At 39.2% G+C, this 16,035-nt stretch carries 10 protein-coding genes; 6 read left to right on the top strand and 4 right to left on the bottom strand.

Annotated features, from left to right (window positions below; genetic code table 11):
• Positions 1–205: 205 nt before the first annotated feature.
• The 4 genes from F565_RS0109835 (at position 206) to F565_RS0109820 (ending at position 8,526) form a co-directional block, all read left to right on the top strand.
• On the top strand, positions 206–967 hold the full coding sequence (locus F565_RS0109835) for an SDR family NAD(P)-dependent oxidoreductase (protein ID WP_020213053.1): 762 nt from the start codon (positions 206–208) through the stop codon (positions 965–967).
• A 99-nt stretch (positions 968–1,066) separates the two neighbouring features.
• On the top strand, positions 1,067–1,540 hold the full coding sequence (locus tag F565_RS0109830) for a regulatory protein RecX (RefSeq protein WP_020213052.1): 474 nt from the start codon (positions 1,067–1,069) through the stop codon (positions 1,538–1,540).
• Between the two features lie 99 nt (positions 1,541–1,639).
• Positions 1,640–3,490 (top strand): tetratricopeptide repeat protein, encoded by a 1,851-nt coding sequence (locus F565_RS0109825; RefSeq protein ID WP_154652583.1) that lies wholly within the window; start codon positions 1,640–1,642, stop codon positions 3,488–3,490.
• Between the two features lie 863 nt (positions 3,491–4,353).
• A complete protein-coding gene (locus tag F565_RS0109820) occupies positions 4,354–8,526 on the top strand; it encodes an Ig-like domain-containing protein (protein ID WP_020213050.1) in 4,173 nt (1,390 codons plus the stop codon).
• Positions 8,527–8,953: 427 nt separating this feature from the next.
• Here the strand turns inward: F565_RS0109820 and F565_RS0109815 are convergent, their stop codons facing one another.
• Complete coding sequence (locus tag F565_RS0109815; RefSeq protein WP_020213049.1) at positions 8,954–10,105, bottom strand: beta-ketoacyl synthase N-terminal-like domain-containing protein; 1,152 nt, start codon at positions 10,103–10,105, stop codon at positions 8,954–8,956.
• A gap of 156 nt (positions 10,106–10,261) precedes the next feature.
• Between F565_RS0109815 and F565_RS0109810 the strand changes: the two genes are divergently transcribed.
• Positions 10,262–10,678: a hypothetical protein gene (locus F565_RS0109810; protein ID WP_020213048.1), complete on the top strand. Its 417-nt coding sequence runs from the start codon at positions 10,262–10,264 to the stop codon at positions 10,676–10,678.
• Here F565_RS0109810 and bioD read toward each other — a convergent pair whose 3' ends face one another.
• A complete protein-coding gene (bioD, locus tag F565_RS0109805; RefSeq protein ID WP_020213047.1) occupies positions 10,679–11,299 on the bottom strand; it encodes a dethiobiotin synthase in 621 nt (206 codons plus the stop codon).
• Between the two features lie 164 nt (positions 11,300–11,463).
• Positions 11,464–13,362, bottom strand: a complete 1,899-nt coding sequence (locus tag F565_RS21445; protein ID WP_020213046.1) for an Ig-like domain-containing protein — start codon at positions 13,360–13,362, stop codon at positions 11,464–11,466.
• A gap of 301 nt (positions 13,363–13,663) precedes the next feature.
• Between F565_RS21445 and F565_RS0109795 the strand changes: the two genes are divergently transcribed.
• Positions 13,664–14,827: an AI-2E family transporter gene (locus F565_RS0109795; protein WP_020213045.1), complete on the top strand. Its 1,164-nt coding sequence runs from the start codon at positions 13,664–13,666 to the stop codon at positions 14,825–14,827.
• Here the strand turns inward: F565_RS0109795 and F565_RS0109790 are convergent.
• Entirely contained in the window at positions 14,805–15,953 is a 1,149-nt protein-coding gene (locus tag F565_RS0109790) for an aminotransferase class I/II-fold pyridoxal phosphate-dependent enzyme (RefSeq protein ID WP_020213044.1), read from the bottom strand. The genes F565_RS0109795 and F565_RS0109790 overlap by 23 nt on opposite strands.
• Positions 15,954–16,035: the final 82 nt, after the last annotated feature.

The following is a 16,035-nucleotide window of genomic DNA, read 5'->3' as shown; positions in this document are numbered from 1 at the left end:
CGCTTTGCGAAAACATAGGTTTGTTAACCAGCATTATCTATGTAAGCTATCCTAAGCATAGCTCTTAACTTTATAACATTCTGCGCCTATACCTTTATGTGGTAAAAAGATAAAACTAAATACTGAAGAGTACACCATTTTTAGCCCTTTACCCTGCCGTAACTTTGTAGTATAAAAATTTAATAACAACAATAATATATACAAAATGGCACAATCTAAAATTGCACTTGTAACCGGCGGCAGCCGCGGACTTGGGAAAAATATGGCTTTGGCAATTGCCAAAAAAGGGCTTGATGTTATAATTACTTACAACAGCCAAAAGGGAGAAGCCGATACTGTGGTTTCGGAAATTGAAGCGATGGGACAAAAGGCTGCCGCATTACAACTTAATGTAGGTGAAGCTGCCAGCTTTGACGCTTTTTATGCCGAAGTCAGCAAAACGCTTATCACTACTTTTGGTACAGATAAATTTGATTATCTGGTTAACAACGCAGGCATTGGTGTTCATGCATCGTTTGCCGAAACCAATGAGGCAGATTTTGATTCCCTTGTAAATATACAATTTAAAGGCCCGTTCTTTCTTACGCAAAAAGCATTGCCGGTTTTAAATGATGGCGGCGGTATTGTAAATATTTCTACAGGACTGGCGCGTTTTTCGTCACCCGGATATGCAGCTTATGCCTCTATGAAAGGCGGAATGGAAACCCTTACAAAATATCAGGCTAAAGAACTTGGTGCACGCGGCATTAATGTAAACATCGTGGCTCCCGGTGCCATAGAGACGGATTTTGGCGGCGGCATGGTACGCGACAATGCACAGGTAAACACTTTTCTTGCATCGCAAACTGCCCTGGGCCGCGTAGGCCTGCCGGATGATATAGGCGGCGTAGTTGCTTTTTTGTGTACCGATGATGCACGATGGATAACCGCACAGCGCATAGAAGTTTCGGGCGGTATGTTCTTATAAGATTATTAAAACGGGCTAAGGCCCGTTTTTTTTATGCATTACAATTTTAACCTCGTTTATAAGTAGTGGCAACAGGATGTTTTTTATATTTATGCCCTCATGAACGAGCCTTATAAATCATATACTGTAGAAGAAGCAAAACGCAAACTGGAACACTATTGTGTATACCAGGACCGCTGCCATGAAGAGGTACAGCAAAAACTAAAGAGCCTTAACATGATACCCCAGGCGGCAGATGCTATAATTGTACATCTTATAGAACACAATTTTTTAAACGAAGAACGTTTTGCCTGTAGTTTTGCCCGTGGTAAATTCAGGATTAAACATTACGGTAAAAGGCGTATTGTTAACGAACTTAAAATGCGTGGCATATCTAAATACAATATAGATAAAGCCTTAAAAGAAATAAGCGAGGATGAATATATTGATACCTTTAATGCCCTTGCCGAAAAGCAGTGGAACAGCATAACCGGCAGTAGCATTTTAAATAAAAAGAAAAAGGTTGTTGATTATTTATTACGGAAAGGCTTTGAAAGCAACATTATATACGACAAGATTAACTCCTTAGGGTAGTTTCTATATTAATTTTTTAGATATTTCATAATTCATAAAATTTTGTTAATTTGGCTTTTGGATATATTCAAATGTGAATATCGAAAAGACCGAATGCCAATGCACTACAAATTTTATCTTACCCTTTTATTACTTACCACGTTAGGCTTTGCACAAAAGCCGGATTATGATTTTGTAAAAGCCGAAAGAGACTGCCGTAAACTAATTTATTCTAACCCCGACAGTGCCGTTGTGGTCATTAAAAGAACGCTTGCACAGCGTGGCGACCTTCACGATACTATTTATGGTAATACGTATGCCTTATATGGCTTGTATTATAACATGAAGGGCAAGCCGGATTCTACCATTTATTTTTTAAGAAAATCGCTGACATATCTTGACAAATACCCCCGCAATAAAACAAGGAGCCTTGTTAATCTTTCTATGGGCTACAGGGCAAAAGCAGATTATAAGGCAGCCATAGCATGCCTTAACGAAAACATTGCCATAAACACTAAAGAAAAAAATGACATTGGGGTTGCCATAGCTTATGGCGAAATGGCAAGCAATTATAACCTCATGATGGATTACAATACATCTATAGATTATTTGCTTAAAGCACAGGCCATTTTAAAAAATGATAAAAGAGGCGCTAAGCAACTGCCTGCGGTTAAACAAAAACTGGCCAACACCTACCTGGCCATGAATAATTTTAGGTTTGCTATAGACCTGTATCGCGAAAGCCTCGTATCTTTTAAAGAAATTGGCCAGCTTAAAAATTACTACCTTACACAGGTTAACCTTGCTGAGGCGCTAATACATGTAAATGACTTTAATGGTGCAAAAAAAGCCCTAACTGAAGCTATTACAGGCCTGGAGAAATTTGGCGATAAAGAGATGCTCGGTATTTGTTATTCTAAAATAGGCAACCTTGAGTTTAACCAAAAAAACACCACCAAAGCCATTGCCGCTTATCAAACTGCCCTAAATAACCTTATACCCATACGCTCTAATCGCGCCATACGTATTGCGGGCGAATATATAGACCTGCTTAATAAAGAAGGCAACTATACAAAATCGTTACAGATAGTTAAAGCCGTAGATAAGATAAATGTATTTAACCTTGCTAACCGCGAAGACCAGTCTATATATAAAAATGCCGTGGCAGATGCTTATGATGGCACTCATAATGATAAGGAAGCCCTTGCAGCATACAAGAATACTATAGATATTATGGATTCGCTATCGGCAGATGACCGAAAGATCGCAATTAGGGATATACAGGCAAAATTTCAGACAGAGTTACAGCGCGAAAAAAACCTGGCACTGGAAGCCAACAACAAAGCACTTAAAAACAGCATAAAGGCCGATGAAGACCGCGAGTTTATGTACCGCATTGCACGATTTACTGTTTTATTAATTGTACTGCTCATAACGAGGGGCTTTTGGCTAAAAAACCGTTTACAAAAAGAATTGCTAAAAACGGTAGAGGCAGAGAAAACAATGCTGGAGCAACGCCACCTGCATGAGCAGGAGCTTAGCAATGCACAGCGCGAAACTATTAAAGAAAAACAACGGGAGCTTACATCTACGGCGCTGCGCATGGCGAGCTACCAGGATGCTGTAAATGAAATTATAGAAAAGTGCGACTCTAACGCACTATCTAAAATACCCGATGTAAAAAAAGAGCTGCTGCAACTGGTGCGCCAACAGGATTACTGGAAACAGTTTGAAACCCGTTTTAACAACCTTCACCCGGAGTTTGGCACATCGCTTACAACTAAATTTTCTAAGCTTACAAAGAATGATATAGAGTTTTGCTCCCTGTTAAAACTCAACCTTAGTAATAAAGAGATAGCCTCGCTCCTACAAATATCCCACGAGAGTGCCATTACTAAAAAGTACAGGATAAAGAAAAAAATGGAAATTAATGATGATGATGCTTTCGAGAAACTTTTAATGGAAATATAATTGCCTCAACAACATTACAACAGCCCCAACCCATAAAAATGAGTTGGGGTTTATTTATTAAAACATTTTTATTTCTATACATTTTATCAGTAAGAAGACGCTTATCACGATTCTGCAAATTTTATTAAACCCGACGAAATGCACACTGAACATTTGTTAACCTTATTTAACATTTAAGGTAGTATTTGATGCCGTAATAATCTAAAATCTGCATAACAAAATATAGACAAACATTCAAATAACTAACTGTCAAACAGTTAAATTTTAAAAATTATTAATTTGTCTATATTTTGTCTATTAAAAAAATGTTAAAAACCAGCATTTATGCCTTTACTTTGTACCGTTATCTAAAGCAGATGTTACGTTAAACGATTTTTATTAACCGTTCGTCGATAAAAGTCAACAGCCCGTCGTTAGTTAAACAACCCCTAACGAATAATTGTAAGTAAAGCTGTATGCACAACGTATCTTTGTATCAGAAAACGAATAAGTATTTAAATTATAGTTCTCGCACATTACTAAGCATCCATTACTAAAACACTAAAACACAAAGTTAAATTATGTACCTGATTAAGAAATCTCCGTAAAGCATAACAGCGCCCCTAAGCCTCTAATGCTGTTTTAATATAAAAACCGGGCCCCCAGTTTTTATATTTTTTTTGACCAAAAGTGAATTTCATCGATTAAATCGTGATTTTCAACGAATAAAATCAACTACAACGTAATAGTTAATAACTTTTTCAAAATAGTTGAAATTAATAAAATTTAACAAATATTTCTTAGAGGGAAAGCAGTACATTTGCCCCCGCAACCAAAAAAAGTTATGCCCCCCATAACTATCTAAAATTTAACTATTTACTAAAATGAAAAACGCAGTATTACTACTATTGCTATTGCCTTTCTTTGGCTTTTCTCAAACAACTATTGTTCGCTGGAGAGGTTTCCAGTCATCTGCAAATGCTACAATTTACAACACAGATGCAACAAGCGCAGCCTTTACTACAGCTGGCATAAACGTTAACAACGACGGATGGAACGGAATACAAACAAGTAACTGGTCTACAGGAGCTTCGTTAGATGAAAACAAATACATACAATTTACAGTAGCACCTGTAAGCGGTAAACAAATTACACTTGGCAGCCTTAACTTTCAATACCAGGCAGATGGTCAGGGAGCTCAAAAAATCACAATTAAATATTCTTTAAGTTCAGATTTTAGCAACCCTGTAACCATATTAAATAACGAAACACCAGTATTTAATAACTATACAGATAAGTCTGTTTCTTTTAGCAACGCTGTTGTACCTAATGGCAAAACAGTATATGTACGCCTTTATGGTTACCAGCATTCTAACGCCGGTTATATGAGTGCCCCTTACAGGTTTGCAAGTGTTAACGGCAATGGCGGTTATAACCAGGGTTATGGCGAGGGTATTGCCATTACAGGAACAATTGCAAATGCTGCCGCTGCAGTAATGACAGCTAATAATGACAGCTACACTGTTAACTTAAATACAGCTACACCTCTTACAGTATTATCTAACGATGATAGCATAGCCGATGTAACAAGCTTAACAACTACAAACCCTGCACACGGTACACTTATAGTAAACCCAAACAGGACAATAACTTATACACCTGCTGCAAATTATGCCGGTACAGATAGTTTTACTTATACCATTACAAACGGCACAAACCCTAACTCTACTGCCACAGTATCGTTAACAGTAAGGGCTGTTGCCCCTACAGGAATGCTAAATGGCACTTACCTTGTAGGTACTAATGGCCACTTTACAACTTTAACATCTGCGGTTACTTACTTAAACACTAACGGCATATCTGGCCCTGTAAATTTTTTACTTACAAATGCTTCTTACAGCACTAACGAAAGTTTTCCGCTTACCATTAACACAATAGCAAGCGCTTCGGCTACAAACACTGTAACATTTAAACCATATACAGGTGTTTCTCCGGTAATTACAGCAACAAACGTAAATAATTACACTGGTATACCTGCAATATTTTACATTAATGGTGCCGATTACGTTACTTTTGATGGCAGCAACACCGCTAACGGTGCAACTAAAAACCTAACTCTTGACAATCAGGATTATATAGATTATATACAAAGAAGTGTGTTTTGGGTAGCAAGCAACGGTACAAACGGAGCTACGCACATTACAGTAAAAAACTGTAACATTAAACAAAATGCCAAAAACCAAGGCGGTAAATTCTCTGTAGGTGTATATTCCGGCAACAATGGTACGGGCGAAAATAACACAATGGTTATAGCAGCTGCAACTGCAAACAACAGCGATCTTACAGTTACTAACAACGACTTTATGAAAGTTAAACAAGGTGTTTATGTAAACGGTGGCTCTGTGCTTACTACAGGTGTTACTGTAAATAAAAATGACCTTGGCTCTGATACAGTTACAGAAGCAGAAACAATTATAGCACCGGCAACATTTATTAACGTAAATGGTTTTGAATACAGCGACAACTTTGTAAATAACCTTTACAGAAACACTAACGACGGCGACCTTGTATCTGCAGGTATATATGTTACAGGAGCTTCAAAAAATGGAACTATTGTAAGGAACATTCTTAAAGACATTACCAAAACAACTACTAACAGCCAGATATTTGGTGGTATAGTACTTGCCTCTACAGATTTTAATGCTAACATACTTGTTGCAAACAACTTTATACTTAACGTATCGGCAGATGGTAACGGTGGCGGATACTTAAATGGTTACGGTATTGTTGTAGACAATGGTGGTAAATACAAAATATATAATAACACTGTATCTCTTAACACTAACCAGGCACATGGAGGTTTCTCTGCAGCATTTTATGTAAATACACCTGCACGCAACCTTGATGTAAGAAACAACATATTTGCTAACAACCAAACGAGTACAGCTACAAGAAGGTCTGCAATAGTGGTTAACAACACAGTAGGTAACATAAACGCAGTATTTACTAATCTTGATAATAACGATTACTACAGTAAAGACAGGCTTGGATACATAACAAATGTAAACAGTGCAGGCCAGATTGACTGGGCCGGTAACGGTGTACCGGGCGCTTATGAGGACAACGCAGATTACACTTATACATTACAACAATGGCAGGGTGTTACTCTAAGAGATGCACACTCTGTAAATGTTAACCCTGTGTTCGTATCTTCATCAGACCTTCATATTAACACAAACGCTGCTAACGCAGGTATTGCAGATGGTGGTGTAGCACTAACAGAAGTTACAAGAGATATAGACAACCAGTTAAGAAATGCAACTCCGGATATGGGTGCCGACGAATTTGGCCCATCTACAGCAATGCCTACAGCCGGCGATGCTACAGGTATATACTGCGACAGTGCTACAACATGGAACGGTACAGCATGGAGCAACGGTAACCCTGATGCTACTAAAGACGTAATATTTAATGCTGACTTTACACAAAACGGTGGTAACTTTTATGCTTGCTCTATATATGTACTTGCAGGTAAAAATGTAAACTTTACAAACAACTCTAACACTATAGTTACACACACTGTAAACGTTGCAACTACAGGATCGCTTACTTTTGAAAGCAGCTCTAACCTTTTACAACTTACAGATGATGCTAATACAGGTACAGTAACGGTAAAAAGAAACGGTTCTAACCTTAAAAAACTGGATTACACAATGTGGTCTGCACCGGTTCTTGATAAAAGGGCTACAGGTTACCAAACTTTACAGTCGTTCTCTCCGGAAACAGTTGCTACACGTTTTTATGAGTACAGCACTTCTACAAGCTACTACATGACGCTTCCTGCAGAAACTACTAAATTTACATTAGGAAAAGGTATCCTTATCCGTATGCCAAATACAGACCCTACACCGGGTTACAATGAAGGCACTGCACGCTTAACATTTAAAGGAGCATTTACAGGAACACCTAACAATGGTACTCTTAGTGTACCGGTTGATAATTCAGGAAGAGGATTTAACGCAGTAGGTAATCCTTACCCATCTCCTATAAGTGTAAAAGCTTTTATAAATGAAAATCTTAATGTTATAGATGGTACTATATGGATATGGAGAAAAACTAACGACCAGACGGTTTCTTCATACTCTACAGTAAACTTAACAGGATACTGTGCTAACGTAGCAAGGGGTGGAAATAGTACTGACGGTAACAACCTTATTGAAGACCCTTACGCAATAGACCCTAACGGCAGCCTTAATACAGCACAGGGATTCATTGTAAAAGCAAAAAGCAACGGTAGCATTACTTATAAAAACAGCATGCGTTTACAAACACATTCTAACGCATTCTTCAGGACAGCGGCTACGCAGGCAACTACAGATCGTTTATGGATAAATGTTTCTAACAATGCAGGAGAATTTTCTCAGTCGCTTATAGGTTACAACGAGGATACAACATTAGGTTATGATAATGGTTATGATGGTAAAGCTCTTATAAACGGCAACTTAAACCTTTATACAGTAGTAGAAACAGCTAACGATACATTAAACCTTACAATACAGGCCCGCGGCGCGTTTGCTAATACAGACAGAGTTAAATTAGGTTACACAGCAGAAGTTGCCGGATCTTTTACATTATCTTTAGATCACGCAGACGGAAGGTTCTCTGAAGGCCAGGAAATCTATATTATAGATAATGTTACGGGAATAACTCATAATATTACTGATGCAGCATTTACTTTTACATCAGAAATTGGTACCTTTAACGACCGCTTTACAGTAGCTTATGCACCGGATGGAGCACTTGGCACAGAAACACCGGTACTGCAAACTAAAGAAGTTATAGTTTACAAAAGCGGCAAACAGGTTAAAATAGAAGCTCCGGCAGATATTAATACTGTAACTGTTTATGACATGCTTGGAAAAACATTATTCCAAAAAAGCAATATAGATGGCATAAGCTTTGCTACTACCGATATTAATGCAACAGAACAGGTAGTAATAGTTCAAATAACTTTAGATAACCAACAGGTTATATCTAAAAAAATAATAATGAATTAATTACGTTAGTAATACAGTCTTATAAAGCCCCGTAAACAGTAACATCGGGGTTTTATAAAGACATAAAGCATAACAACCCAGCAACGGGTAACCGCAATTATAGCGCGTAGTAAACGTTATAATTTTTAGTAATTTTTTAGTTGGATGCACGGCCCCGGGTTGCTCCGGGGCTATTTTTAAAAAGCTCTCCAACGCCACAAACCGGTAACACTTTATATTATATATATTGTATTGAAGAGAATATAACGCGTAGTAAACGTTATATGTTTTAGTAATTTTTTAGTTGGATGCACGGCACCGGATGATTAGTAACATCCGGTGCTATTTTTTTAGGGCAGTAGCTAAATTATGATTATTGGGTTATTATAAACAGTCAGGCCCTTTGCAATTGCAAAGGGCCTGACTGTTTATAGTTTGGTTTACTGTACTATTTACTTATTAAAACACTTACCGCATTGCCGCCAAAGCCCACAGCGTTAACCAGTATTTTACGCAGTGGCCTGCCGGATGGTTGCGGTAAAAACGGTGATGGTATAAAATGATTGTGCTGCAACATAAGTATTGCTAACTCCAGGCTAAGAAGGCCGGATGCGCCAAAGGTATGCCCTATCTTCCATTTGTTTGTAGTAAGTAGTGGCACGTTGCTGCCAAATATTTTCTGGATGGCATTATATTCAGAAAGGTCGCCTTTAATGGTGCCGGGTGCATGCATTACAACTGCATCAACATCGGCTAAATTAGTATCCTGCAATGCCATGAGCATTGATTTTTGCATGCAATCAGCGTCGGCAGATATCGATACGCTGTGTTGTAATACCTCGGTAGCATATCCTATACCTTCTATATAAGCAAGGGCATTGGGCAAATGCCCAACCTGCAAACAAGCCATTGCAGCCCCTTCGCCCAGCACCATGCTGTTCATGGTTTTGGTAAGGTCTAAAGCACGGCAGGGATACTCATCATCAATAGATGAATATATTTTCATGGCCTGCATCTGCGCAATGGTAAAAGGCGTTAAAGGTGCCTCGCTGCCTCCCACCAAAAACTTATCTGACATTCCCGCCCGTAGCCATGCTACACCGTTTAGCAAAGCATGCAGCGCAGTAGAGCAGGTTATAGAGTGCGAAATATCGGGCCCTGAACTCTTAATGTCCTGCGCCACCCATGATGATATATTGCCCAGTGTAGTTGCCGGAGATGCCTGCACCGCAGTTTTACCCGTCTCAATAAACTCGGTAAAATGTTTTTCAAAAATATCTGTCGCACCACGCGACGAACCTATATTAACCCCAAAAATATCATCTTGCCCCCAGCCTGCTTTTTGTACTGCCTGCCTTGAGGCAAGTAATGCATAAAGTACAGAATTGTCGAGGTATTTATAATGAGCATTAGACGTCTTTAAATCTTCTGCCTGCAGCCTTAAATCATCTGAGAGCGAAGCCGTGGGAACAATTTTACCCCCTATAGTTGTAGAATGTATTAATGACCTATCGCTAAGATAATTCTCCCAAACGCTATCAGGGTTGTTACCCAAAGGCGAAAAAGATGCAAGAGATATGATGGAAACCGGTGTTGCCAAAGTAATGTAATTTTATGCAAAAATACGGCAAACATAAAAAAATCGGCTTAACAAGCAGCATTAATTATACATCTCTGTATTATAGTGGCTTTTTTATAATCTGCTTAAGAGAGTTTTATAATTTAAAGAGATAACTTTACTACAAATACCATCAAAATGAATAACTTACTTGTACAACTGCGCGTTAACAGCAAACTTGACAATACTAATGATAATGACAGCCGTGATTTAAAAATTGTTCGGTCCTTATTAGAAAAGATACACCTTAACGTGGTAGATCTTATTAAATATGAGTACGAAAGCAGCCATGACCTTAATGATGGCGAGCGTAACAACCGGCCTGCACTTTATAATGATGAAACCATAGTATATGTGCGCCTTGCTGTAGAGCCCGAAAACGAAACTTTCTTTCAGGATGATGGCCACAACCTGTTAAAGTATATTGGCGATGCGTTAGATTTCAGGCCATCGCGGGTATTAAATTATACCGAAAGGCTGGATAATGGCTTTACGGAAACTACAATACAAATTACCATAGGTGAGATTATAGACGGTATAGCCCACAATAAATAATTACAGGTTTAATAAAGTTTCCCTGAAAGTATCGGCATAATCAGCAATTACATTCTGGTCAAAATAGGGCTCGTTTTCAATCCTGCCTATCATTGCCAGACCGGTCTTTTTAAGGATTATACTTTCTGAAGCTCCATTTTCATCACCGTTAAAAATAATCCCGGCAATAGTAATCCCTCTGTGCTTTAAAGCTTCGACCGTTAACAGCGTATGGTTAATGCTGCCCAGGTAATGCCGCGATACTACAATTACCTTATAATCAAGCTTAATCAGGTCGGCAATGGTATCGTTATCATTAAGCGGAACATAAATTCCTCCTGCACCCTCTATAACAAGATGACGGTTATTTGTTCTGGGTTCAATTATTTGTTCAACATCAACTATTACATTATCCAACTCTGCTGCAAGGTGTGGGCTTGCAGGGGTCGTAAAAGCATAACTATTAGGATGAATTACCGTTATAGCATTAGACAAATATTTTTTAATCTTATGGCTGTCAGAATCTTCAAGGTCGCCGGCTTGTATGGGTTTCCAGTAATCAGCTTCAAGAGACTGGGTTACAATTGCAGCGGCAATAGTTTTGCCTACATCGGTACCTATGCCGGTAATAAATAATTTCATTGTGTTATAATATTGAATGCTTTAATTATAAATATGGCAGGCATTACAAAGTTAATAAGACTATATCACAAAGAGGCATAATAATTATATTTTTAGGAATTAACTATAAAAAAAGAAAGGCAGCCTGTTAAAGGCCACCTTTTGGTTTATAAGGCTTTAAATAATTATTGTTTAATTACAGTCAGGTTTTTAACTGTATTGCCGGTTCTAACTCTTGCAATGTAAGTTGCAGCCTGCAGATTGCTCATGTTAAGTTTACCGCTGGTTGTATTCCAATCAGCTTCATACACCAGTTTACCATAAAGGTTGTAAACTGCAATGTTAGAAATTATTTGGCCCGACTCGAAGTTAAGTTCGTCGGCAAATGGGTTAGGATAGAATTTTGACACGTTTTTAACTACATCCTCAACACCCAAAGCTACTGTTGTGGTAACCGCTAAAGCTGTTGAGCTTGTGCAGCCGTCTATAGTCTGGTTTGCGTAATAGGTAGTACCACTAATAAGTACAGTATCGGGAGATATCGCATTGCCGGCTGCTATTGCTTCTGCCTCAGCAGTATACCACTGAACGTTTGTACCCGTAACATCTATGCCTGATATTGTGGCATTGGCTGCACTTATTAGTTGTTCGGCCGCGCCCGTAGGCGCAGGAACAGAAATAACCGTGACACTCACCGCACTCCTTGGGCCTTCGCAACCATCTAAGGCTTGGCCGGCATAATAGGTGCCGTTTGTTAAAGCATCAGTTAAGGCAAGTACTGTACCGCCTGTCGGGGTATTGTACCACTGTATGGCTGTTCCGGTGGCTGTAAGGCTCGCCACAGTACTACCGTTGCAAAACGCCTGTTGTGCAGATGCGGTGGGCGCGGGGGTATTGCAGGGCTCATCTCCATATAAGCGGGCTACACTATTTACGTTAACACTGTTGTATGTTACAAAATAACCTCCTATTAAAACTTTATTATCCGGTTGCAGCACAATAGATAAAATAGTGGATGCTGCCCCTGTACCAATGTTAAAGGTGGTATCTAAACTTCCATCAGCATTCAGGCGGGCAATATTACTGCGCGCCACACCATCATAAGTAAGGAAATTGCCCCCTATAAATATTTTGCCATCGGACTGCGTGGCAATAAATTGAATGGCAACAAGCCCCGTGCCGGGAGTAAAGGTAGTATCCAAGCTACCATCAGCGTTTAGCCGGGCTAAACGTTGCCTTTCAGTACCATTGTATGCACTAAAACTACCCCCGATAAGCACTTTACTATCAGGTTGAACAGCAACAGTAAAAACAGGGCCGTCTGCTCCCGTTTCCGGTTCAAAAGTAGTATCAAGGCTACCATCGGCATTTAAACGAACAATACGGTTACGAGATATTCCATTATAGCTATCAAAAGCTCCTCCTATGAGCAGTTTATCATCGGGCTGTACGACAATAGAGAAAACATCTTGCTCTTGATGACTAAACAAACCAGTTCCCACGTCAAAAAAACCATCGAGGCTACCGTCGGCATATAAACGGGCAATACAGTTGCGCGACAATCCATCGTAAGTGTCAAAACTGCCTCCTACAATGACCTTGCCATCAGACTGGACACCAATAGAAGTGGTATTGTAATATCTGGAGTTTATCACACCCGGACCCGTACCAGGATCGAAGGTAGTATCAAGGCTTCCGTCGGTATTAAGGCGCGCAATCTGGCTGCGGCTTACCCCATTATAAGTTGAAAAATGGCCTCCTATGAGTATTTTGCCATCGGGCTGCAGCGTAAGAGCATAGATGTCGTCATTTGGTCCTGCGGCAGCATTAAAAGCAGTATCAAGACTGCCATCTGCATTAAGCCGTGCTAAGTTAGTGCGTGCTACACCATTATAGGAGGTAAAAACACCTGCTATAATTACTTTACCATCGGGCTGTAAGGCCATATTGTGTATAGTGCCATCTATTCCTGCACCAACATTAAAACTCGTATCCAGTTCGCCGGGTTGTTGTGCATTTACTATAACCCCAAGAAGCAGGCACAGCCAAATTGTTACTTGTTTTTGTGTAATTTTAACGTTCATACTTAAGTATTTATTAATAGGTTATTTAATGTCAGGATATTGTTGTAGTGTAATTTGTCCGGCAAGGTTTAATCAGCCTGGTTTTAAACCCAATTGATATGTAAGCAGGATACATAAGCCATAGTAGATATCGTAAGGATTATCCTGTAGCGTGAGGTTGGTTTTCAGGATGTAAAAATATCAACTTTATACGGAAAAGACCCATGATATTTTTTTAATTTTAATATAATATTACCACAATAGGCAATTGTAATTACTAATTTTGAGTAGAACCATCATAATTTAACATGTTTTTACTTATATGGAAACGCTAAAAGTACCCAACTACATAAAAACGGTTTTTATAGCCCTGCTCATTATTATCATTGTATTTTTTATGATAATAGCAAAAGCCATATTAGTACCCCTTCTTATATCTGGCTATATAGCCATGCTGCTAACATCGTCGTGCAACAGGCTGGAACGCCGAAAAATTCCCCGATCTATAAGCGCAGCCATTTGCCTTATCCTTTTTATTACAATTATTGGCGGGATATTTTTCCTTATATACCTTCAGCTCCGCGGCTTTATGCACGACCTGGGCGGCGACCTTACCACAAAGCTAAACTCGTTTGTAATACTTGCCAATAAATGGTGTATGGAAACCTTTGGGTTTGACCTGGGTATGCCAAATGGTTTCGAATTTAAAAAAGCGGTAGACATGGTAAAACCGGTAGACGGCACTGCAACCCAGTTGTTTGTTAACATGCTCAATACACTATCTAACGTTATTTTACTACCCGTATTTATTTTTTTCCTGCTTATATACCGCGACCACCTTGCCGTGTTTGTAACTAAAGTATTCAGCAAACAGGACAACAACTTCCTTTTAGACAAGCTAACGTCTATTCGCAAAATTGTACACTCTTATATATTTGGCGCCAGTAAAGTAATGGGCATACTGGCTGTAGTTAACACAGCAGTACTGTTTGCATTAGGCATAAAGCACGCTATATTTTTTGGCGTAGTGGCGGGCATGCTTAATATTGTGCCATATTTGGGGCCATCGTTAGGGGTTATTATGCCGTTCTTTTTTGCACTTATAACAAAAGACAGCCTTTTTTACCCCATAGCTGTTGCCGTTTCGTTTATATTTATACAGTTGCTGGAGGGTGCTTTTCTTACCCCAAAAATTACCGGCGGTAATGTAAACCTTAATGCACTTGTAACTTTTTTAGGATTGCTTGTAGGCGGGGCTATATGGGGAGTATTGGGTATGATACTTATTATACCCACGATTGCCATACTTAAAAAACTCTTTGAGCTGAGTCCTGACACACAACCTTATGCATACCTTTTTGGTGAAGAAGATGACAACTGGTTTAAAAAGCGCAACCGGAAAACCAAAAAAGCAAAGATTGAAAAGGAAAAAGATAAAGAGCACGATGCCAAAATAAAAGACATTATGGATAAAGGAGAGAATTAGCGAGCAACTCTACTACCTGTGTAACCTGTTCTTTTGTATTATAGGCATGCAGGCAAAACCTTAGCCGTTCGTGCCCCTGCGGTACCGTGGGCGATAATATAGCTTTAACGCTAAAACCATATTGCTGCAGGGTAGCTGCTATTTGTTTTACCTTTTCGTTACCGGGAATTACTGCGCATTGTATAGCCGAATTGCTTTCTATGAAACCAGCTAAGCCTAATCTTTCTATTTCGGCGTTGAAAAACAGGATGTTGATTTGCAGTGTTTCTTTCTCTAAAACCGATGTATCAAGATAGTTGTAAGCGGTAAGTATGGTTGCCAGTGAATGTGGTGGCAATGCGGTGGTATATATAAAGCTTCGGGCAAAGTTTATAAGATAACTTCTTAGCGCTGCCGAACCTAAAATTGCGGCACCGTGACAACCCAAGCCTTTACCAAAAGTCATTATTCGGGCAAAAATAACATCCTGCAAATTGAGTAATTGAATAAGGCCTTCGCCTCTATGCCCAAACACGCCAAGGGCATGCGCTTCGTCTACCACCAGCCTGCAATTATTGTCAGCACAAAAGGCAGCCATAGCATCAAGGTGCGGGCAATCGCCATCCATCGAGAAAACAGATTCGGTAACTACATACACCTCATTAGCCCTGTCCCTGTAGCGCTTTACAAGACCTGTAAGCACTTCAATATTATTATGCGCAAACTTATATGCCGTGGCATTACTAAGCCGTATACCGTCGCGTATTGATGCATGGATATATTCGTCATACAGCACTACATCTCCCTTTTGAGGCACACAGCTAAAAAACCCTACGTTAGCATCATATCCTGAATTGAATATAAGCGCGCTTTCGGCATCATGAAAGTCGGCAACTGTTTTCTCAGTAATTTCATAAAGGCTGTGGTTGCCGGATATGAGCCTTGACCCTGTAGAGCCATTTACAATTATATTATTTCGAATAAGATAATCATGTGCACCATCAAAAATGTCTTTAGATACCGATAATCCCAAATAATCGTTAGATGAAAAATCGATCAATGCATTATCTGTGCCGAGTTGTCTAAGGGCATTGGCATTGATACGTTCGGCCAGTTTATCTGATAATGATTTAGGAAGGCTTTTCATACTTCAAAAATAACAAACTAAATAACGAACAAAAAAATAATTAAATATTTTTTTACAACTATTAATTATCGTTTATCAATAA

The sequence above is a fragment of the Flavobacterium rivuli WB 3.3-2 = DSM 21788 genome, from assembly GCF_000378485.1.
Lineage (GTDB): Bacteria > Bacteroidota > Bacteroidia > Flavobacteriales > Flavobacteriaceae > Flavobacterium > Flavobacterium rivuli.
The sequence above is the reverse complement of the archived record's forward strand: the minus strand, read 5'-3'. Positions and strand labels throughout refer to the sequence as shown.

Coding starts and splice junctions, on each gene's coding strand:
- F565_RS0109810 (WP_020213048.1), top strand. CDS start 10,262: ATGAATAACTTACTTGTACAACTGCGCGTTAACAGCAAACTTGACAAT.
- F565_RS0109790 (WP_020213044.1), bottom strand. CDS start 15,953: ATGAAAAGCCTTCCTAAATCATTATCAGATAAACTGGCCGAACGTATC.
- F565_RS21445 (WP_020213046.1), bottom strand. CDS start 13,362: ATGAACGTTAAAATTACACAAAAACAAGTAACAATTTGGCTGTGCCTG.
- F565_RS0109830 (WP_020213052.1), top strand. CDS start 1,067: ATGAACGAGCCTTATAAATCATATACTGTAGAAGAAGCAAAACGCAAA.
- bioD (WP_020213047.1), bottom strand. CDS start 11,299: ATGAAATTATTTATTACCGGCATAGGTACCGATGTAGGCAAAACTATT.
- F565_RS0109820 (WP_020213050.1), top strand. CDS start 4,354: ATGAAAAACGCAGTATTACTACTATTGCTATTGCCTTTCTTTGGCTTT.
- F565_RS0109795 (WP_020213045.1), top strand. CDS start 13,664: ATGGAAACGCTAAAAGTACCCAACTACATAAAAACGGTTTTTATAGCC.
- F565_RS0109835 (WP_020213053.1), top strand. CDS start 206: ATGGCACAATCTAAAATTGCACTTGTAACCGGCGGCAGCCGCGGACTT.
- F565_RS0109825 (WP_154652583.1), top strand. CDS start 1,640: ATGCACTACAAATTTTATCTTACCCTTTTATTACTTACCACGTTAGGC.